The sequence below is a fragment of the Floridaenema flaviceps BLCC-F50 genome (assembly GCF_041929275.2).
Classification (GTDB): Bacteria; Cyanobacteriota; Cyanobacteriia; order Cyanobacteriales; family Aerosakkonemataceae; genus Floridanema; species Floridanema flaviceps.
In genome coordinates this window covers 1,915,512-1,939,229 of record NZ_JBHFNR020000001.1, presented here as the reverse complement: position 1 = coordinate 1,939,229, position 23,718 = coordinate 1,915,512, and the positions used below count along the sequence as shown (strand labels likewise).

The 23,718-nt window shown below is 42.2% G+C and carries 18 protein-coding genes; 15 read left to right on the top strand and 3 right to left on the bottom strand.

Going from position 1 to position 23,718, the window contains the following annotated elements; all coding sequences use genetic code 11:
• Positions 1-155: 155 nt before the first annotated feature.
• From ACE1CI_RS09280 to ACE1CI_RS09235, 10 genes are all read left to right on the top strand, one after another.
• The gene (locus tag ACE1CI_RS09280) at positions 156-1,751 is read left to right on the top strand and encodes a nickel-dependent hydrogenase large subunit (RefSeq protein WP_413266188.1); all 1,596 of its coding nucleotides are present in this window, start codon (positions 156-158) and stop codon (positions 1,749-1,751) included.
• Positions 1,752-1,902: 151 nt separating this feature from the next.
• A complete protein-coding gene (locus ACE1CI_RS09275) occupies positions 1,903-2,364 on the top strand; it encodes a hydrogenase maturation protease (RefSeq protein ID WP_413266187.1) in 462 nt (153 codons plus the stop codon).
• Positions 2,365-2,445: 81 nt separating this feature from the next.
• Positions 2,446-2,664 (top strand): ssl0294 family protein, encoded by a 219-nt coding sequence (locus tag ACE1CI_RS09270; RefSeq protein ID WP_413266186.1) that lies wholly within the window; start codon positions 2,446-2,448, stop codon positions 2,662-2,664.
• Positions 2,665-2,954: 290 nt separating this feature from the next.
• Positions 2,955-4,019 (top strand): class 1 fructose-bisphosphatase, encoded by a 1,065-nt coding sequence (gene fbp / locus ACE1CI_RS09265; RefSeq protein ID WP_413266185.1) that lies wholly within the window; start codon positions 2,955-2,957, stop codon positions 4,017-4,019.
• 57 nt (positions 4,020-4,076) lie between these two features.
• The gene (gene tal, locus ACE1CI_RS09260) at positions 4,077-5,222 is read left to right on the top strand and encodes a transaldolase (RefSeq protein WP_413266184.1); all 1,146 of its coding nucleotides are present in this window, start codon (positions 4,077-4,079) and stop codon (positions 5,220-5,222) included.
• Between the two features lie 133 nt (positions 5,223-5,355).
• Positions 5,356-6,147: a hypothetical protein gene (locus ACE1CI_RS09255; RefSeq protein ID WP_413266183.1), complete on the top strand. Its 792-nt coding sequence runs from the start codon at positions 5,356-5,358 to the stop codon at positions 6,145-6,147.
• Between the two features lie 38 nt (positions 6,148-6,185).
• Complete coding sequence (gene zwf / locus ACE1CI_RS09250) at positions 6,186-7,715, top strand: glucose-6-phosphate dehydrogenase (RefSeq protein WP_413266182.1); 1,530 nt, start codon at positions 6,186-6,188, stop codon at positions 7,713-7,715.
• A gap of 130 nt (positions 7,716-7,845) precedes the next feature.
• Positions 7,846-9,213, top strand: a complete 1,368-nt coding sequence (gene opcA / locus ACE1CI_RS09245) for a glucose-6-phosphate dehydrogenase assembly protein OpcA (RefSeq protein ID WP_413266181.1) — start codon at positions 7,846-7,848, stop codon at positions 9,211-9,213.
• Positions 9,214-9,317: 104 nt separating this feature from the next.
• Positions 9,318-10,721, top strand: coding sequence for a cobyrinic acid a,c-diamide synthase CobB (locus ACE1CI_RS09240; protein ID WP_413266180.1), 1,404 nt, complete (start codon positions 9,318-9,320; stop codon positions 10,719-10,721).
• Between the two features lie 95 nt (positions 10,722-10,816).
• Positions 10,817-12,373, top strand: a complete 1,557-nt coding sequence (locus ACE1CI_RS09235; RefSeq protein WP_413265804.1) for a phytoene desaturase family protein — start codon at positions 10,817-10,819, stop codon at positions 12,371-12,373.
• On the opposite strand, the gene ACE1CI_RS09230 is transcribed toward ACE1CI_RS09235, so the two are convergent.
• From ACE1CI_RS09230 to ACE1CI_RS09220, 3 genes are all read right to left on the bottom strand, one after another.
• Positions 12,359-13,243: a class II fructose-bisphosphate aldolase gene (locus ACE1CI_RS09230; protein WP_413265803.1), complete on the bottom strand. Its 885-nt coding sequence runs from the start codon at positions 13,241-13,243 to the stop codon at positions 12,359-12,361. The genes ACE1CI_RS09235 and ACE1CI_RS09230 overlap by 15 nt on opposite strands.
• Before the next feature lie 140 nt (positions 13,244-13,383).
• The gene (locus ACE1CI_RS09225) at positions 13,384-13,962 is read right to left on the bottom strand and encodes a hypothetical protein (protein ID WP_413265802.1); all 579 of its coding nucleotides are present in this window, start codon (positions 13,960-13,962) and stop codon (positions 13,384-13,386) included.
• 80 nt (positions 13,963-14,042) lie between these two features.
• On the bottom strand, positions 14,043-15,245 hold the full coding sequence (locus tag ACE1CI_RS09220; RefSeq protein WP_496615354.1) for a WGxxGxxG-CTERM domain-containing protein: 1,203 nt from the start codon (positions 15,243-15,245) through the stop codon (positions 14,043-14,045).
• A 708-nt stretch (positions 15,246-15,953) separates the two neighbouring features.
• Here ACE1CI_RS09220 and ACE1CI_RS09215 point away from each other — a divergent pair.
• The 5 genes from ACE1CI_RS09215 to gatB all read left to right on the top strand — a co-directional run bounded on the left by ACE1CI_RS09215 (position 15,954) and on the right by gatB (position 23,055).
• Complete coding sequence (locus ACE1CI_RS09215) at positions 15,954-16,166, top strand: hypothetical protein (RefSeq protein WP_413262965.1); 213 nt, start codon at positions 15,954-15,956, stop codon at positions 16,164-16,166.
• On the top strand, positions 16,147-16,464 hold the full coding sequence (locus ACE1CI_RS09210) for a type II toxin-antitoxin system RelE family toxin (RefSeq protein ID WP_413262966.1): 318 nt from the start codon (positions 16,147-16,149) through the stop codon (positions 16,462-16,464). The genes ACE1CI_RS09215 and ACE1CI_RS09210 overlap by 20 nt, the downstream gene beginning before the upstream one ends.
• A gap of 810 nt (positions 16,465-17,274) precedes the next feature.
• Positions 17,275-19,911 carry an alanine--tRNA ligase gene (gene alaS / locus ACE1CI_RS09205; protein WP_413262967.1) on the top strand — a complete coding sequence of 879 codons (2,637 nt, stop codon included), beginning with the start codon at positions 17,275-17,277 and terminating at the stop codon, positions 19,909-19,911.
• A 998-nt stretch (positions 19,912-20,909) separates the two neighbouring features.
• Positions 20,910-21,326, top strand: a complete 417-nt coding sequence (locus ACE1CI_RS09200) for a zf-TFIIB domain-containing protein (protein WP_413262969.1) — start codon at positions 20,910-20,912, stop codon at positions 21,324-21,326.
• A 250-nt stretch (positions 21,327-21,576) separates the two neighbouring features.
• Positions 21,577-23,055: an Asp-tRNA(Asn)/Glu-tRNA(Gln) amidotransferase subunit GatB gene (gene gatB / locus ACE1CI_RS09195; protein ID WP_413262970.1), complete on the top strand. Its 1,479-nt coding sequence runs from the start codon at positions 21,577-21,579 to the stop codon at positions 23,053-23,055.
• Positions 23,056-23,718: the final 663 nt, after the last annotated feature.

The following is a 23,718-nucleotide window of genomic DNA, read 5'->3' as shown; positions in this document are numbered from 1 at the left end:
TTGGTCATTGGTCATTTGTCATTTGTCATTTGTCATTTGTCATTTGTGTCCAACAAAAAACCATCATGAACATCTGCGTTCATCTGCATTCATCTGCGTACAAAAAAATGACCAATGACAAAAAAGTAAAACTTTCAGAGAGGAGACAATAAAGAATGCCAGTTCAAACCTTAGACATTTCGCCAGTCGGAAGAGTAGAAGGCGACTTAGATGTACGAGTGGAAATACAAGATGGATACGTCACCAACGCTTGGACTCATGCCGAACTATTTCGAGGCTTTGAAATCATTTTACGAGGCAAAGACCCCCAAGCTGGATTAATTGTAACCCCGCGTGCTTGCGGAATCTGTGGAGGTTCTCACCTCACCTGTGCTTCTTGGGCATTGGATACCGCTTGGGGTACAGAAGTTCCGCGCAATGCTATTTTAGCCAGAAACTTAGGACAATTAGCAGAAACAATCCAAAGTATTCCCCGCTATTTTTATGGGTTGTTTGCGATCGATCTAACCAACAAAAAATACCAACATAGTTCATTCTACGAAGAAGCTTGTTACAGATTCGCCCCCTACACAGGTAAATCCTACGAACTAGGAGTAACAATCTCTGCCAAACCAGTAGAAATTTATGCTTTATTAGGCGGACAATGGCCTCACTCTAGTTATATGGTGCCGGGTGGTGTAATGTGCGCCCCTACCTTAACTGATATCACTCGCGCTTGGTCAATCTTGGAATATTTTCGCACCAATTGGTTAGAACCTGCCTGGTTGGGTTGTTCGTTGGAACGCTACGAACAAATTCAAACTTATGATGATTTTATGGCATGGTTGGAGGAAGACCCGAAACACGCTAACTCGGATTTAGGTTTTTACTGGCGCATGGGTTTAGATATTGGGTTGGATAAATACGGCGTTGGTGTAGGAAAATACGTCACTTGGGGATATTTACCACACGAAGATAAGTATCAAAAACCGACGATTGAGGGCAGAAATGCAGCGGTGATTATGAAGAGTGGAGTGTATGACAGCTTTAGCGATACTCACTCTTTGATGGATCACACCTTTGCCCGTGAGAATACCACTCATGCTTGGTATGATGAAGGGACTGGAGATGTGCATCCGTTCGATCGCACCACGAAACCAACAGAAAAAAACACCCACGACTTTGATAACGCCTATACTTGGTCTAGTGCAGTCCTTCACGCTGATTTCGGACGTTTGGAAGCAGGCGCATTAGCAAGACAACTGGTAGCGGGTGGCAAACATGGTGAAGATTGGCAACACTACGACGGGTTGATTCTTGATTGTTTCAAGAAAATGGGTGGTGCTAGTATCCATCTCCGGCAACTAGCGAGAGTACATGAAATCGTCAAACTGTATCGCCAAGCAGAACGCTGTTTGCGAGAGTTCCGCTTAAACGAACCTTTCTATATTAAACCAACCCAGAGAGATGGTCGGGGCTGGGGTGCAACGGAAGCTGCCAGAGGTTCTCTGTGTCACTGGGTAGAAGTAGAGGGAGGTAAGATTAAAAATTACCAGATTATTGCGCCTACCACTTGGAATGTTGGCCCTCGCGACGGTGAAGGTAAAAAAGGGCCGATTGAAGCAGCTTTAGTTGGTACACCTATTGCCGATCCTACCGATCCGATCGAAGTTGGTCATGTTGCGCGATCGTTCGACTCTTGCTTAGTTTGTACTGTTCATGCTCATGATGCCAAAACAGGGGAGGAATTAGCAAGATTTAGAACTGCTTAATTCTAAAAAGAATCTAGGTACGTTGTTGCGCTTTAGCGCTAAACTATAGCGCTAAAGCGCAACAACGTACTTTCTTAATATGGTTTGCGATCGCATTTTGGAAAGAGAGAATCGCGATCGATCTGTCGATGGCTAACTTGAAAATAATTTTATGCTAACAATTATTGGTTGTGGTAATTTAAATCGATGCGATGATGGTGTAGGTGTAATAGTTGCTCAACGCTTGCAACGTCACTTAGCAGAAAATCCCAGAGATAATGTGCGAGTTTTTGACTGCGGTACGGGTGGAATAGATGTGATGTTTCAAGCAAGAGGTAGCACATCTTTAATTATTATTGATGCTAGTAACAGTGGTTCGGAACCGGGAGCGGTTTATAAAGTGCCAGGAGAAGTTTTAGAAGAGTTGCCAGAAGCTAGTTATACTTTACATGACTTTCGCTGGCATCATGCGATCGCAGCCGGACGCAAAATCTTTAAACAAGACTTTCCCAACGAAGTAACTGTCTATTTAATAGAAGCAGAAAATTTAGACTTTGGTTTAGAGTTAAGTCTCCCAGTTAAGCGTGCTGTAGATATAGTAACCGCAGAAATTATACAAGAAATCTATCCTTGATTTATCAACAATCCCAATCCCCAGTCCCCAGTTTACGCGCTACAATCCCAAAGGAATCACAACTGCGCCAGTATATAGCTTATGTTTCTTGACGAACTAACCCCCGTTTTTAAAGAACTAATCCAAAACCCAGTTTCCTTCGTGGGTGGATTTGTCTCAGGTATTCTTCGCCTCAGCTTAAATGATGACCCCGTGAAAAGCTGGTTAGATCAACAAACAGGTGTTACCACCCCTAGTTCTAGCACCACTGACGGTAACAACGGTAGAAGTAGTGGGCCGCAATCTATTTCGATCGAATAAGTAAGACACATAGATCCCCGACTTCTTGAAGAAGTCGGGGATCTGGGTTAGGTTTACCTAACTTTGGGTAGACCTTTTTGTTTAGAAAATAATACCTAAGACCTATTGCCTAATAAGTGTTTATGCTTTATCTGGAAATAGCATTTCTGTAGTTCATCTAAAGTTAGAGGCTCTCTGAAAAAAGCGTCTTTAAGATTATTAATAGGAGACGCTTGGGCATGAATCGCAGGAGCAATATCTGAACAACTGCCCCACTCAAAAAGCGGCTTTTATAGAGAGGAGGAAGATTAATGTCGGAAGCTACTCAGCCTCTAGCTCAGGAACCTGCCCTAGACCGGGATTGTACCACGCTGTCCCGTCATGTGTTGCAGCAATTACAAAGTTTCTCAGCAGACGCACAAGACTTAAGTGCTTTGATGAATCGGATTGCTTTGGCGGGAAAATTAATTGCTCGCCGGATGAGTAGAGCAGGTTTAATGGAAAATGTCCTGGGATTTACAGGGGAAGTAAATGTACAGGGAGAGTCTGTCAAAAAGATGGACATTTACGCCAATGATGTTTTTATCTCGGTGTTTAAGCAAAGCGGATTAGTTTGTCGCTTGGCTTCCGAGGAAATGGAAAAACCCTATTACATCCCAGAAAATTGCCCAATTGGACGTTATACTTTGCTCTACGATCCGATCGATGGTTCTTCCAACATAGACATCAATATTAATGTCGGTTCTATCTTTTCAATTCGCCAACAAGAAGGCAATGATGAAGATGGTTCTGCCTTAGATTTGTTACAAAATGGACACAAACAAATTGCCGCAGGTTATATACTTTATGGGCCTAGCACAATGCTGGTTTATTCGATCGGCAGAGGTGTTCATTCTTTTACACTAGACCCTAGTTTAGGTGAGTTTATTCTCTCTAACGAAAACATTCAAATTCCTCAACATGGGCCGATTTATAGTGTGAATGAAGGTAACTTTTGGCAGTGGGAAGAATCGATTCGGAATTACATCCGTTATGTGCATCGTCATGAAGGTTATACTGCCCGTTATGGTGGCGCATTAGTAGGAGATTTCCACCGCATTTTGTTCCAGGGAGGAGTATTTTTATATCCCGGCACGCAGAAGAAACCAGATGGTAAATTGCGGTTACTTTATGAAGCTGCACCTTTAGCTTATTTAGCTCAACAAGCTGGTGGTCGTGCTAGTACTGGAATGCAGGAAATTATGGATGTAGTACCCAAAAAATTGCATGAGCGTGTGCCGCTAATTATTGGCAGTAAAGAAGATGTCGCTTTGGTGGAATCTTTTATTACTGAAGGTGTTAGAGAAAGCAAAGAAAAAGCCGTCGCCAGTTCATAAAAAATTTAATCTACACCAACCAGTTCGCAAGTAGATAGTAGTAAAATAAGGAAGAACATGGCAACCAATCATATCTTAGAAATTCAAGAATACGGGCAAAGTATCTGGATGGATAATTTGACTCGCGATTTGATAGAGTCCGGTGAACTCAAACGAATGATTGAAGAGCGAGGGATTAAAGGGATTACTTCTAATCCGGCGATTTTTGAAAAAGCGATCGCAGGCAACAAAATTTACGATGCCGATATCGAAAAAGGCATCCGCGAAGGTTTACCAACTTACAAGATTTACGAATCTCTAATTTTTGATGACATTCGTCACGCTTGCGATATCTTTCGTCCAGTTTACGAACAATCAAATGGATTAGATGGTTACATCAGCATTGAAGTACCACCAACCATTGCTCACGATACCCAAGCTACCATTAACGAAGCCCGTCGTTACTATCAAGAAATCGGTCGGGAAAACGTGATGATCAAAATTCCGGGAACTAGCGCCGGATTACCCGCAGTTGAGCAAGTAATTGCCGATGGGATTAATGTGAATGTGACGCTATTATTCTCAGTAGATAGTTACGTAAATACTGCTTGGGCTTACATTTCTGGATTGGAAAAACGCGCCGCTGAAGGTAAAGATATTAGCAAGATTGCTTCGGTTGCTAGCTTCTTTCTCAGTCGGATTGATTCTAACATTGACAGTCGGATTGATAACAAGTTAAAGGCGGGTGTGGAAAGCATTAACGTCGAAGCAAAATTACGGACTGTGAAAGGGAAAGTGGCGATCGCCAATGCCAAGATTGCTTACCAAAAGTATAAAGAGATTATCGAGAGCGATCGCTGGAAAGCACTAGCCGCAAAAGGTGCTAAAGTACAACGTTTATTGTGGGCTTCTACTAGCACCAAAGACCCCAATTACAGCGATGTCATGTACGTTGATGAACTGATCGGTCCCGATACAGTTAACACCTTACCACCGAACACAATTGAAGCTTGTGCCGATCACTGTGATGTTGCCAATCGCGTAGAATCTAAAGTTGAAGAAGCCTACACCCTGATCGAAAATCTAAAAGATCCAGACATTGACATTGATATCAATCAAGTCATGGATGAACTTCTCACCGAAGGGATTGAGAAATTTGTCCAACCCTTCCAATCATTAATGGATTCTTTAGAAACCAAGGTAAAACAACTGGAGCCAGTGTAAATTAAGGCTATCGTTGCTGCACATCCTCCTTAAAGTAGTAGAGACGTTGTATACAACGTCTCTACTGTCTACACAGGGGGAGCAGCTTTACCTCAATTACCACTGTTGTGTTGCCAAATTGGAGACTACTGCCATGTTAAGTACCAACACGATTTCAGACAACAGCAAGCTAAACTCCCAACTTGATGCTTCTGAAAAAGCGAGGCTTGGCGAACTAGAAACTGTCATCGAACGGGGACTTCACACCTTTTACGAAGTCGGCAAAGCTTTGGAAGAAATTCGGGAAAAGAAACTGCACCGGGAAACTCACAAAACTTTCGAGGCTTATTGCCGAGATAGGTGGGGAATGGCACGACCCACAGCCTATCGTTTCATTAGTGCTGCTCAGGTGATGGAAAATTTGTCTCCAATTGGAGACATTTTGCCGAGAAAGGAAAATCAAGTTCGTCCCTTGACCCAACTTCCACCAGAGTTACAGATAGAAATTTGGCAACAGGCAGTGGAGTTAGCGCCAAATGGTATTCCTACAGGTGCAGTAGTACAGAGGTTAGTTGACGAAAAACTTTCATCAGCGAAGACAAAGCGAAGTACTTCGGGTAATCTTTCGGAAGTAGAGCAGTTGCGCTTTGAGAATCAGCGACTCAGAGAACAAATTCGGCGACAGAATATCGAGAGGGAAAAGCGTTCAGCTGAAGTAGCGGCTGAATTAGAAAGGTTGCGGGAAGAAAACAGACAACTCAAAGCCGAACTCAGACAGCGAGATATTGATTGGGAACGTCGTTTAGCTTATGAAAGGGAGAAAATGAGAGCCGAAGTGAGAGCCGAACTGAAAGCTGAATATGAAGGAATCATTAATTCTTTAACTGCTCAAGTCAAGGAATTAACGCAACAGTTAGAAGAAATACGGTTACAAATTAAGTCGTAATCGAAAATTGACACTATATATAAGGTAGAAAGAACAAAATGGTTACACTTTTACCCAATCCCCTGCGTGTAGGCTTACAGCAAGAAAAGATGCCCGAACCACAAATTCTGGTAATCTTCGGTGCATCTGGCGACTTGACTCAACGTAAATTGATTCCGGCAATTTATCATTTAAGACGAGAGAGGAGACTACCACCAGAAACGACGATCGTAGGTGTGGCGCGACGCGACTGGAGTCATGATTATTTCCGCGAACAAATGCGGAAAGGATTAGACGAATTTTCCGAAGGCGTGGGTAGCGAAGAACTGTGGCAAGAATTTGCTCAAGGTTTGTTCTACTGTTCCGGTGATATTGACAACCCAGAAAGCTATCAAAAACTCAAGGCATTTTTAACCGAGTTAGATAGTAAAAGAGGTACCAGAGGAAATAGGGTATTTTACCTATCAGTTGCACCCAAATTGTATGGGGAAGCAATTAAACAGTTGGGTAATGCGGGAATGACTGCTGATGCGACAAAAACCCGCGTGGTGATTGAAAAACCTTTTGGTCGAGATTTAGGAAGTGCTAGGGCGCTGAACCGAGTTGTCACTCAATATTGCAAAGAACAACAAGTTTACCGGATTGACCACTATTTAGGCAAAGAAACGGTGCAAAACTTGTTGGTATTCCGGTTTGCCAATGCGATTTTTGAACCTTTGTGGAATCGTCAATTTGTCGATCACGTCCAAATTACTGTAGCAGAAACCGTAGGCGTAGAAGACCGCGCAGGTTATTACGAAACTTCGGGCGCATTGCGTGACATGGTGCAGAACCATTTAATGCAAGTATTTTGCTTAACTGCAATGGAACCGCCTAACTCTTTGGAATCTGATTCTGTGCGGACAGAAAAGGTAAAAGTTTTGCAAGCTACTCGCTTGGCAGATGTCCATGATTTAACCCAATCAGCAGTTCGGGCGCAATATTCTGCGGGTTGGATGAAAGGGCAAAAAGTGCCGGGATATCGTGAGGAACATGGAGTCGATCCTAATTCCACCACGCCAACTTATGTAGCGATGAAATTGATGATTGATAATTGGCGTTGGCAAGGCGTACCTTTCTATTTAAGAACTGGCAAACGGATGCCGAAAAAAGTATCAGAAATAGCCATTCATTTTCGGGAAGTGCCCTATTTGTTATTTCAGTCGGCAGCCCATCAAACTAATAACAATGTTCTGATCATGCGAATTCAACCAAACGAAGGAATTGCGCTGCGTTTTGAAGTGAAAATGCCTGGTTTAGAAGTGCGAACTCGGACAGTAGAAATGGACTTTGGTTATGGCACAGCTTTTGGTAAAACCAGCGGTGACGCTTACGATCGCTTATTGCTAGACTGCATGATGGGCGACCAAACTTTGTTTACTCGCGCCGATGAAGTAGAAGAAGCTTGGCGAGTAGTTACTCCCGCACTTACAGCATGGGAAACACCTACCGATCCGGCATTAATTCCCCAGTATGAAGCAGGAACATGGGAACCAGCAGAAGCAGAATTGCTAATTAACCGCGATGGTAAACGTTGGCGAAGACCCTAATAAGTCATTGGTCATGTGTGATTCGTCATTTGTGATGAATAAGTACAAGCAATTGACCAATAACCAATGACCAATGACTAATAACTAATGACCAATTACCAACTACCAACTACCAATTACCTAATCAACTATGACTACCTCATCTGCACCATTAGTTTCATTACAAGCACCGAAAGATGTGTCTGTCGCCGATATTGAAACTGAACTAAGTCAAATTTGGCAAAGTTATAATGCTGGCGACGAAGGTTCTTTTGCCTCTGCAACTAGGGCAGCAACTTTTAGTTTAGTAATTTATGAACCGGAGGAAACCCAACAACTGTTAGCGGTTTTAGGATATTATATGGGGCCGATTGATGGGATTGAAGGGCCTCGGACTCAAGCAGCTTTAGAAGTTGCCCAAAAAGCTTTGGGATTGGAAGTAACCGGAAAGTCTAACCCAGAAACTTTGGCGAAATTAAAAGAAGAAATTGCCAAAAAAGTTGATGGGATAACAGCTGATGGTAACGGTGTAAAAACTACGAAGTATGCGTTAGATACTTCTGGGGCAGGTTTTGCTGATGCGATCGCTTCTGTGAACCCTTGTCGGATCATTGCGCTATGTCCAACTGTGGGCGAAGATGAAGGCGTAAACGCGCAAGTTTCGGCATATTGTCCGGTACAAAAACGCACTAGTTCGACGTTAATTTGCTGCGAATATATTACGCTGAGAGGGACACAAACGGCGTTAGATCGGATTGGTGGGATGATTCCCGAATTGGCGATCGCAGATTTGCCCAAATTCGTGTGGTGGAAAGCAACACCAGATCCCAATCACGATTTATTTAAACGCATTGCTGAGTCTAGCAATTGCATTATTCTTGACTCTTCTCACTTCAATGCTACCGAAGAAGATTTGTTAGTTGTGCAAGATTTGATTGAGTCGGGATTGAATGTTGCTGACTTAAATTGGCGGCGTTTATTTAATTGGCAAGAGTTAACCGCAGAAGCATTCGATCCCCCAGAACGTCGTCCTTATGTCAAGGAAATCGATCTGGTGACAATTGATTATGAAAAAGGCAATCCAGCACAAGCTTTAATGTTTTTAGGTTGGTTTGCTTCTCGGTTACAATGGCATCCAGTTGCTTATGAAAATCAAGGTGGCGAATATGACATTACAAAGATTAAATTTGTCGGTGCAGATCAACGCCAAATCGAAGTAGAATTAGCCGCAATTCCGATCGCCGCTGGAGAAATTCCTGGTGATTTAATTGGTTTACGTTTAATGTCAACTAATCCCCAAGCTGACTGCTGTACAATTTTATGTTCGCAAATCGCAGGTTGTATGCGGATGGAATCAGGCGGTGGCGCACAAAATTGTCGCATTGAACAAGTAACACCAATGTTCGATCAACAAGCTGAAAGCTTATTAGGTCAGCAGTTACAACGCTGGAGTCGTGATATGTTATACGAAGAAAGTATGGCAGTCACGGCGCAAATTCTCAAGCTAGTGAATCGGTAGTGGGTAGTGGGTAGTGGGTAGTTGGTTGAGGAAGAAACTAACAAATTTGTAAGATATTAAATGGCAAATTCCCACTACCAACTACCAACTACCAATTACCAAAAATGAGTCTAATAATTGCCGGAGAACGCAGCGGGGTAGGTAAAACAACTGTAACACTTGCCCTGCTTGCTACTTTAAAACATCGCCATTTAGCAGTACAATCTTTTAAGGTTGGGCCTGATTATATTGACCCAATGTTTCATCATTATGTTACCGGAAAACCCTGCCGCAATTTAGATCCGGTACTCACTTCGGAAACTTACGTAAAAGAATGTTTTTCCCGTCATATTCAAGGAGTAGAATTTGCTTTAGTTGAAGGGGTGATGGGGTTGTTTGATGGGGTGAAGAAGGGGACTGGGGACTGGGGACTGGGGACTGGGGAAGAAGAGAACTTTTTTGCCAGTACTGCACATATTGCTCGGTTGTTGGATTTAGCTGTATTATTAGTAATTGATTGTAGTCGGTTGTCGGGTTCTGTTGCTGCGATCGCACAAGGTTACAGCACTTTCGATCCTAGAATTAAGATAGCTGGTTTAATATTAAATCGGGTGGGAAGCGATCGACATTTAGAACTTTTAAAAGATGCTTTGTTACCTTTGAATTTGCCAATTTTAGGAGTTTTGCGCCGAGAAGATGATATTGCAATTCCCGATCGACATTTAGGTTTAATACCCACCGCCGAACTTCCCCAAATGGATGCTGTAATTGCTAAATTAGCCCATTTAGGAGAAACTTGTTTTGACTGGGAAAAACTCTTACCAATGCTGAAAAGTCCAGAAGTAAAATTAAAAACCCAGTCCCCTGTAGGACAGGCATCTTGCCTGTCATCGCCATCGCTAGTTAGAATTGCGATCGCACAAGATAAAGCATTCAATTTCTATTATCAAGACAACCTAGATTTACTGGAAAAATTAGGTGCGGAATTAGTATTTTGGAGTCCTATTAATGATACTACTTTGCCCAAAAATGTGCAAGGATTTTATTTTGGTGGCGGTTTTCCCGAAGTTTTTGCCCAAGAATTAACTCAGAATTTCCCTATTAGAGAAGCAGTTAAAAAAGCCATTTTAACAGGAACTCCCACTTATGCAGAATGCGGGGGTTTAATGTACTTATGCGAGGAAATAATAGATTTTTCAGGAAACAGTTACCCAATGTTAGGAATTTTACCAACAAAAGCAGAAATGGGTAGCCGTTTAACATTAGGATATCGCCAAGCAACAGCATTGCAGGATAGCCCAATATTACCTACAGGCGCAACAGTTTGGGGACATGAATTTCATCGTTCCAGCTTATCCAAAACTCCAACAAAACCCTTGTTTAAAATCAAAGGCTTTTCTGCTAAATTAGTAAATGAAGAAGGATGGAACTTGTATAGCATTCATGCTTCATACATTCACTTGCACTTTGGCGATCGTCCAGAAATTCCCACAAGATTTTTGCAGCAATGCCGATTAAACTGTATTTAAAAAAGGTACGTTGTTGCGCTTGGGCGCCATAGTTTAGCGCCCAAGCGCAACAACGTACATAGAAATTCTTTAATTGTTATAATAAGAGAATGTTTATGAACCAAACAAAAAGAAAAGTTGATATATTAATTATCGGTGCAGGACATAACGGATTAGTATCAGCATTAATCCTAGCACGCCAAGGATTTAACATTCTAGTATTAGAAGAAAAACCAGTAATAGGCGGCGCTTGTCGAACCGAAAAACCCTTCAAAACCGCCCCAAACTTAGGAACATCAACAGGCGCATACTTACTCGGTTTAATGCCACCAGAACTACTACAAAAACTCAACATAAACTTACCAACAATTCGCCGCGATCCCCATTACTTTTTACCCACAACCGATAATAGATATTTGCTGTTTGGTTCAAATCAAGAAGCTATGAAACAACAGTTTATTGACTTCTTTTCCGAAGCAGACTGGAAAGCGAACGAAGCATTACAAAAAGAGATTTCCCAAATCAGAGAAGACATCGCCCCAACTTGGCTAAAACCGCCACTTTCAATTGAAGAAACAGCCGAAAAATATGTCCGTCCACAACTGCGGCAAATATTTATTGATTTGTGTCGAAAATCAGTGGGGGAATATCTCGATCGCTTCAACTTCAAAAGTGATTTAGTCAAAGCAATGTACGCCGTCACCGATGGCTTTTCGGGACTTTGTGGAACTTGGAATACACCCGGAACAGGGATGAATTTTTTAATTCATAATATGTGTAGATTACCGGGAAGTGACGGAACTTGGATGGTAGTAAAAGGGGGAATGGGAACAGTCACCCAAACTTTTGCTAATGAAGCAATTAAAGCAGGGGCAAAAATCGAAACTGGAAAGGGCGTCAGCCAAATTTTAGTAGAAAATAATCAAGTAAAAGGCGTAGTTTTAGCTGATGGTAGAGAAGTTTATGCTAATACAATTATTGTCAATGCCGATCCTTTCCGAATGCAACAATTAGTAGGTGTAGAGAAACTCCCGAATGAGTACAATCAACGTTTAGATAGCTACCGGAAAAACGGCACAACTTTTAAAGTAAATATGTGTTTAAAAGACTTGCCGAAATTCACTTGTTTACCCGAAAACAAAGGGCAGTTTAACACCACAATTCACTTATTACCAGATGAATCGGAAGTAATGCGATCGCTAACCACCACATTTGCTGAAGTGCAAGCCGGAATCTTACCCCATTTTCCCACAATTGAATGGTATATTCACACAACTATTGACCCATCTTTACAAGATGAAGAAGGACGACATAATTCAGCATTGTTTGTGCAATGGGTGCCATATCAACTAACAGGAACGACTTGGGAAAAAGAAGAAACTCGCTATGTAAATCATTTGTTGTCAATTTGCGATCGCTTCGCCCCCGGAACAACAGAATTAGTGCAAGAAGTCTTTCCCTTACATCCCCAAAAAATTGAGCAGCATTTTGGCATTAACAGGGGACATATTCACCACGTCGATAACTCTTTTGGATTTAGCGATCGCCTCCCTTATACTACACCAATATCCGGGCTTTATTCTGCCAGTGCAGGTTGTCATCCTGCTGGTTCTGTTATTGGTGCAGCGGGTTATAATGCTGCTCAAACCGTATTACAATCACTTAAAAGCTAACATTCCATTAGGCGAAACGTGGTGTAACCAAGCCTTGCCACAAGAACCAAAAAGCTGTAACTTATCTGCTACCACTGATTGCATAGCTGCGATCGACTTTTCCATCACATCTAATAAATCAGGAGAAGATAAAGAATTAGTGGATTTTAATACCTCTAAATAAGCCTCCCGCACTTCCGTATTCACATTAAACTTGCAAACTCCCAATTGAATAGACTTGCTAATCATAGATTCAGGTAAACCCGAAGCGCCATGCAAAACCAAAGGTATATCAACTAACCTCCGAATCGCCGCCAATCGATTAAAATCTAACTTAGGTTCACTTCTATATTTACCGTGAACATTGCCAATAGTTACAGCTAAAGTATCAACTTTTGTGGCTTTAACAAACTCCGCTGCCTGTTGCGGATCGGTCATTTTTGCCTCGTATTCCGCCACAGTTAAACCATCTTCCGTACCGCTAATTCTGCCAATTTCTGCTTCCACAACCGCCCCATTTTCATGAGATAATTTAGTCATTTCACGAGTAAAAGCTAAATTTTTCTCATAATCAAGAGGAGAACCATCAGCCATAATAGATTTGATTCCCGCTGCCAAAGCAGCTTGAATATCTTTTTCCGAAGTGCTGTGATCTAAGTGAACGGAAATTGGTACGGAAGAAGACTTAGCTGCTTCCAAACAAAGCGCCACCAAAGGCGATTTACCATAACTTAAAGCGCTGGGATGAAGTTGCAACATCGCTGGACTTTGCAAAGCTTCAGCCGCATTAATTACCGCTTTTACCCCTTCCAGGTTATAAATATTGAAAGCACCGATCGCATAAGCATTTCTGTGCGCCGTTTCTAAAAGTTCAATGGTTGAGGTAAGCATTATTGTTGCATTGCTGAGGAACTATTATGTTTCTACCATTAAACTGAAAAACCTCAAAACAATTAAAGACTTTAGTCGCTCAATCTAGTACGATCGAGGACTAAAGTCTTTAAGGAAATTGCTTTTAAACCAGATTATTGTTAAATTCCAGAACCTGGAGTAGTAGTAGAACTGCCTGGTGTATTTCTGGTTCCAGGGCTAATAGTAGAACCGCCTGGTGTGTTTCTCATTCCAGGAGTGGTAGTAGAATCACTATCACTAGAAGAATTGTCATTTTCTTGCTCTAGACATCTCTGGTTTTGGGCTGTTAAGCTTTGATCGTCTCCTGAAGGATAAGATGTACTTCCCGAAGAATTTCTAGCATTAGTGCTATTAGAGGAACTTCTTGAAGAATTTCTAGCATTATCGCTATTAGAGGAAGTTCTCCGATTAGCATTAGTAGAAGAATTTCTGGAGTTAGCACTACTAGAAAGACTTCCCCCATCGCCTCTTGTACCTTGTCTAACACAAGGATCGTCAACAGCATTTACACCAGTTGAACCACTAGAACCTCGATTGTTAGTGGGATTAGAAGTAGATTGTCCGGGAGAATTTTGTGCCAGTAACAAAGAGTTCTTAGCAGATTGGTTGAGATTTACTTCTGCAAGTCCGGGAAGAGTAAGTAAAGAACTAATTCCCACAACTCCTAAAAAACCAGCCAACTTCTTAATTGAATTCATTGTCGTTCATCTCCTAAGAAAAAATGTACAAATGTTCGTTTTCCCGATCGTCAATTTGCCAAATCAAAAACTGGGCAAAACTAATATCTGTCCTTAGTGGTACTTACTGGGTTGGGTTCGCGGTAACGCACAGTCTCTTTAGGTTTGCGGAATAAACCAGCTAAACCAGCTAAACCAAGCAAACCTAATGCGCCCCAGTTGGAATGGAATTTGCGATCGCTTTGGGCAGCGTTAACTTGCTGGGAACCAACCGCACCTGAAGTCGTCCCAGTCGTCCCATTCGTACTAGTACCGTAAGTCGTATCAGTTCCAGTTCCCGAACCAGTCGTCCCAGTACCGCTAGTCGCATCAACTCCAGTTCCGGTACCACTCGTGCCAGTTCCCAATCCCGAACCAGTCGTATCAGTACCACCGCTAGTCGCATCAACTCCAGTTCCGGTACCACTCGTGCCAGTTCCCAATCCCGAACCAGTTCCGGTACCACTCGTCCCAGTTCCCAATCCCGAACCAGTTCCGGTACCACTCGTCCCAGTTCCCAATCCCGAACCAGTTCCGGTACCACTCGTCCCAGTTCCCAATCCCGAACCAGTTCCGGTACCATTCGTCCCAGTTCCTAATCCCGAACCAGTTCCGGTACCATTCGTCCCAGTTCCTAATCCCGAACCAGTTCCGGTACCATTCGTCCCAGTTCCCAATCCCGAACCAGTTCCGGTACCATTCGTCCCAGTTCCTAATCCCGAACCAGTTCCGGTACCACTCGTCCCAGTTCCGGTACCACTCGTCCCAGTACCCAATCCCGAACCAGTTCCGGTACCACTCGTCCCAGTACCCAATCCCGAACCAGTTCCGGTACCACTCGTCCCAGTTCCCAATCCCGAACCAGTTCCGGTACCACTCGTCCCAGTTCCCAATCCCGAACCAGTTCCGGTACCACTCGTCCCAGTTCCCAATCCCGAACCAGTTCCGGTACCACTCGTCCCAGTTCCCAATCCCGAACCAGTTCCGGTACCACTCGTCCCAGTTCCCAATCCCGAACCAGTTCCGGTACCACTCGTCCCAGTACCCAATCCCGAACCAGTTCCGGTACCATTCGTCCCAGTACCCAATCCCGAACCAGTACCCAGTCCGGTACCAGTTCCAGTTCCCGTACCAGTCGTACCACTCGTACCACTCGTACCAGTTCCGCCAGTTTGGGCAGAACTAGGTAAACTTAGGGGAAGAGTAACTAAATTCAAGGCAAAAACACTAGCCCAAACAACTTTAGTCAAATCCAAAGCTTTCATAGAAAAGGTTCCTGTGATTTCCTAAATCTGTGCGAATTCTTGGTCTATAAAAATGCTGTCTTTTAAATCAGTTCAATTTGATCCAGAATCGATTAGACCTAATCAAGCTACTTGTCTATGCTTCAGAATGGTTCAGAGGAATTATGTCCTTACTTAATATTCCTCCGTTTTTCTTTCATAACCTTAGTTACTTATCACTTTGGGTAGATGATTAGGTGGAAATTCTAATTTATTACTCTGCCATTATTAACCTACTAGAATATTGCCTTGCGTTTCCCTATTAAGCAGAATAACTAATACTTTGCTTCTAAACTTCTATCGAAAGAACAGGTATAATTCTTAACTTTATCTATGTCTAATGATAGAAAAACTTTTATAATAATTTAGTATGTTTTGCTTTTTATATAGTTTATAACCATATATACCTTGCAGAACTATTTTCCTTTTCCTTCCAAATCGAGCTTCCTTGATGACCGTTTTACTCAAGTTAGCATCTTTCAGGTTAGCGCCACTAGAGCGATCGCTAATTCTCGCTAATTCTATTTAAAAATGGCTGGGCTATAGCGATCGCTAATTCTAAAATAGAACTTAGGTTATTATGTCAATGTTGATTTTGCTCTAGAAGCCAGGTTTCTTATTTGATAAGATTGGTGTGAGCGTTAATATATTTGGAAAAACCCAAGCAAATTTAACAAATAGGGAGTAGAAATGGAAATTGAGGAACTTAAAGCTTTAATTAAAGAGAGTGTCCGGGAAGTTTTGCGAGAAGAAAGGCTTTTACTCTGTCAAGCTTTAATACCATATATAAGTGATGAAGAACAAGAAGAACTTAATGAAATGTTTGGTTCACCATCAGACTATGAAGATGAAGAGTTAGTTGATATGACGGATTGGATCAAACATGGTCATAAAATTTCGTAAGAACGCGATTAAGTTCTTAGAAAAAGCAGATAGTGAAGATGCTGCTAGAATTAGGGAAAAACTCGATCGACTCCAGATTTTTGTTGAGGAACAGGGAATGATTCCCTTTACTGAACTTGACATAAAAAAAATGAAGGGAGATTGGGAAGGATTTTATAGATTGCGTATTGGTAATATCAGAATTGTTTTTCTAGTTGATCTTGAATCTGCGGAAATTGAAATTTACACAATTGGGGCTGTGGAGATGTTTATAAATAATGATAGTGGCTCTAAATTCCGCCGTCACCCCTACCCCTAAACACAACAATGCCTAGTCAATGGGACTAGGCACGTTCGGAAAAAATGAGCAAAATTTTCAAGTGTTAATCGTCAAAAAGTAGGACGATGATAAAGGATAAACAACTAAGGTGGACAATTGATAATTGCAGTTGGACTACCACGGCCTTCGCATAGATTGGTCTTTCCTGATCCGGGTTTGGCACTGCTCTACAACAGAGCGTTTTGCCACTTCTTTAAGCTATGCCTTGATTAACTGCAATCTGGTTCCTGTCAGGAGACACCGCGACCGAACCACTCGTTTTTTGTTGGTTTATTGTTCCTTTCGGTGTCCATCTTTAAATTAGCATAGATAACTTTAACGGTGAGAACTTGTTTACTTAATTTTATTTGTCTTTACACTACTTAGTTTTTAGTAAATAGCGTTAACAATTAAGGATGACAGGCAAGATGCCTGTCCTACGGGATGACAGGCAAGATGCCTGTCCTACGGGACTAAAATAATGGTGCGTTACACGCTTCGTTAACGCACCCTACGTTTTCCCCTTGTTTCTCCTGTCCTTGGGATGAGTGCCGGAAATAAAACCCAAAATATAGTTAAAATGGGGGTTTGGAGATTGAGAACTGGGTAGCATGGGGAAACAACTCAAAACTCGATCGAGATTTACAAGATTTCAGGATTGAGAGGATTTACAGATTGACTAATCCCGTTCATCCTGTAAATCAAATAATCTTGGTCAAACTTTCCCAGTTCCCAGTCCCCAGTCCCGTAGGACAGGCATCTTGCCTGTCATCCTTAGTCCCCCTATCACCAAGTACATTAGACAGACTCATGCCTGCATCTCTCCCATATCTTAGCGGTAGCGAAATTCGGCAAAAATTCCTCGACTTCTTTGCCCAAAAAGGACATCAAATTTTGCCTAGCGCTTCCTTAGTACCCGAAGATCCCACAGTTTTGTTAACTATTGCTGGGATGTTACCGTTTAAACCGATTTTTTTGGGACAGAGAACTCCCGAATTTCCTCGCGCCACTACATCGCAAAAGTGTATTCGGACTAACGATATTGAAAATGTCGGACGTACCGCAAGGCATCATACTTTTTTTGAGATGCTGGGTAATTTTAGCTTTGGGGATTATTTTAAAGAAATTGCGATCGCTTATGCCTGGGAACTCTCTACAAAAATTTTTGGTTTACCCAAAGAACGCATTGCTGTTAGCGTCTTCGAGGAAGATGACGAAGCTTTGGCAATTTGGCGAGATCAAATAGGCGTACCAGAAAAGCGAATTAAACGCATGGGTGCAGATGATAACTTTTGGAATTCTGGCCCAACTGGACCTTGTGGCCCTTGTTCAGAATTATATTACGATTTTCATCCCGAACGGGGCGATGACGAGATCGATCTAAACGATGATTCTCGGTTTATTGAATTTTATAACCTGGTTTTCATGCAATATAACCAGGATGCTGAGGGTAATTTAACTCCTCTACAAAACAAGAATATTGACACCGGAATGGGATTGGAACGGATGGCGCAAATCCTCCAAGGAGTTCCCAATAATTACGAAACAGATTTGATTTTTCCGATTATCAAAACTGCGGCGGAAATAGCAGGAATTGATTACGCCAAAGCTGATGAAAAAACCAAGGTTTCTTTAAAAGTAATTGGCGATCACGTCCGTTCAGTTGTTCACATGATTGCTGATGAAATTCGGGCATCAAATATCGGGCGCGGTTATGTGTTGCGGCGGTTAATTCGTCGGGTAGTGCGTCATGGTAGATTGATTGGGATTTCGTCAGAATTTACGCCGAAAGTTGCGGAAACTGCGATCGCACTTTCCGAATCAGCTTACCCCAATGTCCGCCAAAGAGAAACTACAATTAAAGCTGAATTACAAAGAGAAGAAACTCGCTTTTTGAAGACTTTGGCAAGGGGCGAAAAACTGCTGGAAGAAACGATCGAACGAGTTAAGCAAGCCGGAAAAACAGAAATTCCTGGAAATGATGCTTTCACCCTTTATGATACTTACGGTTTTCCCTTAGAACTAACCCAAGAAATTGCCGAAGAACAGGGATTAACGGTAGATTTGGCGGGCTATGAAGCGGCGATGAAGGAACAAACAACGCGATCGCAATCTGCCCACGAAACTATTGATTTAACTGTACAAGGTTCGCTGGATAAATTAGCCCAAAATATCCACGCTACACAGTTTTTAGGTTACACCGAAGCGGTAGCCAATGCCAAAATAGAAGCAATTTTAATTAATGGCGAAGCTGTAGAAGAAGCAGAAGCGGGAACTGAAATCCAAATAGTTTTGGATCGCACTCCATTTTATGCCGAATCTGGCGGACAAATTGGCGATCGCGGTACAATTAGCGGCTATGGATCGATCGTTACCATTCACGATGTTAAAAAAGAATCGGATTTCTTCGTGCATTTTGGACGCATCGAAAGAGGTAATTTACGAGTAGGAGATAGCGTCAACGCGCAAATCGATCGATCTTGTCGTCGTCGCGTGCAAGCTAATCACAGCGCTACCCATTTATTACAAGCAGCATTGAAGAAAATTGTCGATGATTCGGTTTCGCAAGCTGGTTCTTTGGTAGCATTCGATCGCTTACGTTTCGACTTTAATTGTCCCCGTGCTTTGACTCTAGAAGAAATCCAACAAGTTGAAGAACAAGTTAACACATGGATTGCCGAAGCACACGCCGGAGTTGTGGAAGTTCTGCCCTTAGCAGAAGCAAAAGCTAAAGGTGCGATCGCCATGTTTGGCGAAAAATATGGTGAAGAAGTCAGAGTGTTGGATTTTGGCGTTTCGATGGAACTTTGCGGCGGAACTCATGTGAATAATACCGCCGAAATTGGCGTGTTTAAAATTATCTCAGAAACAGGTGTCGCTGCCGGAATTAGACGCATTGAAGCAGTCGCAGGCCCAGCTATTTTAGAATACTTGAATCTGCGGGATAAGGTAGTCAAGGAATTGAGCGATCGCTTTAAAGCAAAACCCGAAGAAATTCCCGATCGCATCACCAACTTACAAAACGAACTAAAAGCAACTCAAAAAGAATTAGAAACCTTAAAAGCTGAGTTAGCAATTACCAAATCCGATCAATTACTATCGGAAGCCGAAACAGTTGGCGAATACCAAATCCTAGTAGCTGAACTTCCAAACGTTGATGCTGAATCATTAAAAACCGCTGCCGAAAGACTACAGCAAAAATTAGGCGAAGCCGCAGTAATTTTAGCTTCCAGTCCAGAACCACAAAAAGTGAATTTTGTAGCAGCTTTTAGCCCAAAAATCAACAAAAAAGGCTTACAAGCAGGCAAATTTATCGGACAAATCGCCAAAATTTGCGGTGGCGGTGGCGGTGGCAGACCAAATCTAGCTCAAGCTGGTGGACGAGATGCTACGAAATTAAAAGAAGCCTTAGAAACTGCTCGTCAACAGTTACGAGAAGGATTATAAATCCGCATCTGGGGGGATGGGGGACCCGAAAACTTCTTAGCTTCGGTTGAGAGAGTTTTAAGTTAAGGAGAAAGATTTGAGTTAATCAACTTCCCAAGAGTCCCCTTGTCCACCCATCTCCCTTGAATTTACCTAAGTCGTAAATCAATCAAATATTTACGGATTTTGATATCTTATCTAGAATAGATAAATTAGAAAATATTTAAGAGGCTATCAACCTAAACTGGGACAAATTTGTTTCCTGTTCCCTGTTCCCTTCCCAAAAGTCCCGCTCGATTACCGATAGCCTATTAAGACCATAGGGTGATGTTTACTATCTGCCTAATTAGGTAGATCGCTAGAAGTCGTGTTTAATAAACTGGCTCTCTTTTTCTTATGGTGATAAGAAAATCTGATTAATTTGTCATGCTTGATTTATCAGGGATTCCAGTTCTCAGTTTCTGGTCGTGAAAACTAGGATTTCCACCGTCTGGCCCAAGCTCACAGCCCAAGCCACAAGTAGTAGAGAGCTAATAAAACTCAGCTAATTTCTCATTTAGCTGAGTTACCTTTGTAGTTTTTGTCAACTTTTATAGCAGGCTCAGCAACTATGAACTTTTCCAAGATGAGATCGTCAAACAAAATTTGGATTTTTGCTTGTAGCTTATATCTAGGATTTTTAATTTTTATTTCAACTTCTGCCTATTTAAAAAGTCTGCAACCTCTAATGTTGAGGATACCTTTTGCCGATACATTCATAGAGTTTCTATTACTGGGGCTAGCTGCCTTTTTTAGTCATCTAGCTTTAAATAAACGATATGTAATGGTATTTGGGATACTTTTTCCCCAAGGGCCGTTAATCATAGCGCTCTGTTGTATGTTAGATGAAATACTGCAAACACTTTCACCCAAACAGGCTTCTAGCTTTTTAGACCTAATCGCTGACTTAGCAGGAATTGCATTGTTTTACTTTTTAGCAGAAAGGATAAAATTAAAAAGTTAGTTGGGAGAGTAAATATATGAAATGTCCTGCTTGTGGCAACGAGTTAAGTCAGAAATTAGCTGGAAATATCCTTGTTGATGCTTGTGAAGGTGGTTGTGGGGGTATTTGGTTCGATCGCTTTGAATTGCCAAAAGTTGACAACATTCAAGAGGTACAGGGAGAAAGTCTACTAAATATTAAAAAAAGTCCAGAAGTGGAAGTTAATCCTAATCTCAGAAGGTATTGTCCTAAGTGTTCACATATCCCGATGATGCGGCATTATTACAGCATTAAAAAACAGGTTTTAGTGGATGAATGTCCTAATTGTGCAGGTTTTTGGTTGGATGCAGGAGAATTGGCGGCAATTCGCTCTCAGTTTAGTTCGGAAATGGAGAAGGAAATAGTGACAGATCAATATATTGCCGATATTTTTAGTAAATATATGGGAACTTGACACTCCCGCCGTCAAGACTTCGGCGTGAGATCAGTCGAACGCTACGCTGTGACGGGGGATTCTTGTTTCACAGAAACCTGCTCTATAGAATTGGGGAATTTTTGTAAAAATAATTGCAGCAGTTACTCAGTTGGCTCTAAAATTTGCTGATGGAAATAGGGCGAAAAATTTGCGGAAAACCGATTATCATGGGAGGACGCAGAGGTTAAAATAGAAGCCTATTCTCAAGAAAGCTGCAATTTATTCAATTATGACTACAGCTGCTCCAGCTAAAACTAAGTACGAAGCCATCATTGGTTTAGAAACCCATTGTCAACTGAGTACTGCTACCAAAATTTTCTGTAATTGCTCTACCAAGTTTGGTGCAGCACCAAACGAAAATGTTTGTCCTATTTGTATGGGGATGCCAGGAGTATTACCAGTACTCAATCAAAAGGTGCTGGAATATGCCGTAAAAGCAGGTTTAGCCCTGAATGCGGAAATTGCGCCTTATAGCAAGTTCGATCGCAAGCAATACTTCTATCCTGACTTACCAAAGAATTATCAAATATCTCAATATGACTTGCCAATTTGTGAACATGGTTGGCTAGAAATTGAGTTAGTAGATGAAGAAGGTAACGCAACAAGGAAGAAGATTGGTATTACTCGTCTGCACATGGAAGAAGATGCAGGTAAGTTAGTCCACGCAGGTAGCGATCGCCTTTCCGGTTCTACCTATTCCTTAGTTGACTTCAACCGCACAGGCGTTCCTTTGTTAGAAATTGTCTCCGAACCAGATATGCGATCGGGACCTGAAGCAGCGGAATATGCTCAAGAACTGCGGCGAATCATGCGTTACCTGGGAGTCAGCGATGGGAATATGCAAGAAGGTTCCCTGCGTTGTGATGTTAACGTTTCCGTGCGTCCAGTGGGACAAAAAGAATTTGGCACTAAAGTAGAAATTAAAAATATGAACTCCTTTAGTGCGATTCAAAGGGCGATCGATTACGAAATAGAACGGCAAACAGCTGCACTCGAAGCCGGAGAAAAAATCGTTCAAGAAACACGCCTTTGGGAAGAAGGAAGTCAAAGAACCGTTAGTATGCGAAAAAAAGAAGGTTCCAGCGACTATCGCTACTTCCCCGAACCCGATCTTGCACCTTTGGAAGTTTCAGCCGAACAAAAACAACACTGGAAAGAAGAATTACCCGAATTACCAGCCGCCAAGCGCCACCGTTACGAAAGCGAACTGGGACTTTCCCCTTACGACGCGAGGGTACTCACGGACGATCGCGCCGTAGCCGAATATTTTGAAGCCGTTGTCGCTAATGGTGCTAGCCCCAAACAAGCAGCAAACTGGGTAATGGGTGATATTACGGCTTACCTGAACAACGAAAAACTCAGTATTTCCGAAATTGCCCTGAAACCAGAGACTCTGGCTGAACTCATCTCCTTAATCGAAGATAAAACCATCAGCGGCAAGATTGCCAAAGAAATCCTGCCAGAACTGCTCACCAAAGGCGGCTCAGTCAAGGAAATGGTCAAAAATAAAGGATTAATCTCCGATCCTGCCGTTTTAGAATCCCTAATCGACAAAATCATAGCCGCCAATCCCAAAGAGTTGGAACAATACCGCAAAGGCAAAACCAAACTACTCGGCTTCTTCGTCGGACAAATGATGAAAGAAACGAACGGTCGCGCCGACCCCCAACTCACCAACCAACTCCTAACCAAGAAGTTGCAATCTTGATAACTTCTTTACGAAAAACCCGCCAAATTTCATAAAAAACTTAAAAAGGGGGTGTCACCCCCCATACCCAGAATGGTATATTGATGTAAGTAGATGCACCCTGATGATCGGGAGAGTCGTTATCCAAGCGGCTCCCCTTTTTTTTTGGTCATTGGTCATTGGTCATTGGTCATTGGTCATTGGTTATTGGTCATTGGTTATTGGTTATTGGTATAGGACTTACGCACCATAAGCCAAGAAACCCGGTTTTTCGTTACTAATTTGACGCTGAAAATTTCGGAATTACTTTAAAAAACCGGGTTGGGAGCGTAAGTCCTATGGTAGTGAGTTTTCTGTCTTTCTTTTTCCGCAGTGGCAACCCCAGCAATAAGTAGGTGCAAATAAATAAAGTGATAATAGTTAGATTCGGATGGGGCTGGCTAGGAGAGCCTACCCCACAGTAGGGGCAATTCATGAATTGCCCCTACTGTGGGGTAGGCAGGATGCCTGACGAGAGTTTTCACTTTATTTACATCTACTTACTTACAAGCATCTCTCAACATTCAGCGAGACTACCGTTGGCTTAGACCTTCCTCACCACAAATGACAAATGACAAATAACCAATGACAAATGACAAATGACAAATAACCAATGACAAATGACAAATAACCAATGACATAAGA

Bases quoted from the DNA above. Each gene is read 5' to 3' on its own strand.
- gatB (WP_413262970.1), top strand. From the start codon at position 21,577: ATGACTACAGCTGCTCCAGCTAAAACTAAGTACGAAGCCATCATTGGT.
- ACE1CI_RS09210 (WP_413262966.1), top strand. From the start codon at position 16,147: ATGGTCATAAAATTTCGTAAGAACGCGATTAAGTTCTTAGAAAAAGCA.
- ACE1CI_RS09215 (WP_413262965.1), top strand. From the start codon at position 15,954: ATGGAAATTGAGGAACTTAAAGCTTTAATTAAAGAGAGTGTCCGGGAA.
- ACE1CI_RS09275 (WP_413266187.1), top strand. From the start codon at position 1,903: ATGCTAACAATTATTGGTTGTGGTAATTTAAATCGATGCGATGATGGT.
- alaS (WP_413262967.1), top strand. From the start codon at position 17,275: ATGCCTGCATCTCTCCCATATCTTAGCGGTAGCGAAATTCGGCAAAAA.
- zwf (WP_413266182.1), top strand. From the start codon at position 6,186: ATGGTTACACTTTTACCCAATCCCCTGCGTGTAGGCTTACAGCAAGAA.
- ACE1CI_RS09240 (WP_413266180.1), top strand. From the start codon at position 9,318: ATGAGTCTAATAATTGCCGGAGAACGCAGCGGGGTAGGTAAAACAACT.
- ACE1CI_RS09280 (WP_413266188.1), top strand. From the start codon at position 156: ATGCCAGTTCAAACCTTAGACATTTCGCCAGTCGGAAGAGTAGAAGGC.
- tal (WP_413266184.1), top strand. From the start codon at position 4,077: ATGGCAACCAATCATATCTTAGAAATTCAAGAATACGGGCAAAGTATC.
- opcA (WP_413266181.1), top strand. From the start codon at position 7,846: ATGACTACCTCATCTGCACCATTAGTTTCATTACAAGCACCGAAAGAT.
- ACE1CI_RS09235 (WP_413265804.1), top strand. From the start codon at position 10,817: ATGAACCAAACAAAAAGAAAAGTTGATATATTAATTATCGGTGCAGGA.
- fbp (WP_413266185.1), top strand. From the start codon at position 2,955: ATGTCGGAAGCTACTCAGCCTCTAGCTCAGGAACCTGCCCTAGACCGG.
- ACE1CI_RS09225 (WP_413265802.1), bottom strand. From the start codon at position 13,962: ATGAATTCAATTAAGAAGTTGGCTGGTTTTTTAGGAGTTGTGGGAATT.
- ACE1CI_RS09255 (WP_413266183.1), top strand. From the start codon at position 5,356: ATGTTAAGTACCAACACGATTTCAGACAACAGCAAGCTAAACTCCCAA.
- ACE1CI_RS09270 (WP_413266186.1), top strand. From the start codon at position 2,446: ATGTTTCTTGACGAACTAACCCCCGTTTTTAAAGAACTAATCCAAAAC.
- ACE1CI_RS09230 (WP_413265803.1), bottom strand. From the start codon at position 13,243: ATGCTTACCTCAACCATTGAACTTTTAGAAACGGCGCACAGAAATGCT.
- ACE1CI_RS09200 (WP_413262969.1), top strand. From the start codon at position 20,910: ATGAAATGTCCTGCTTGTGGCAACGAGTTAAGTCAGAAATTAGCTGGA.
- ACE1CI_RS09220 (WP_496615354.1), bottom strand. From the start codon at position 15,245: ATGAAAGCTTTGGATTTGACTAAAGTTGTTTGGGCTAGTGTTTTTGCC.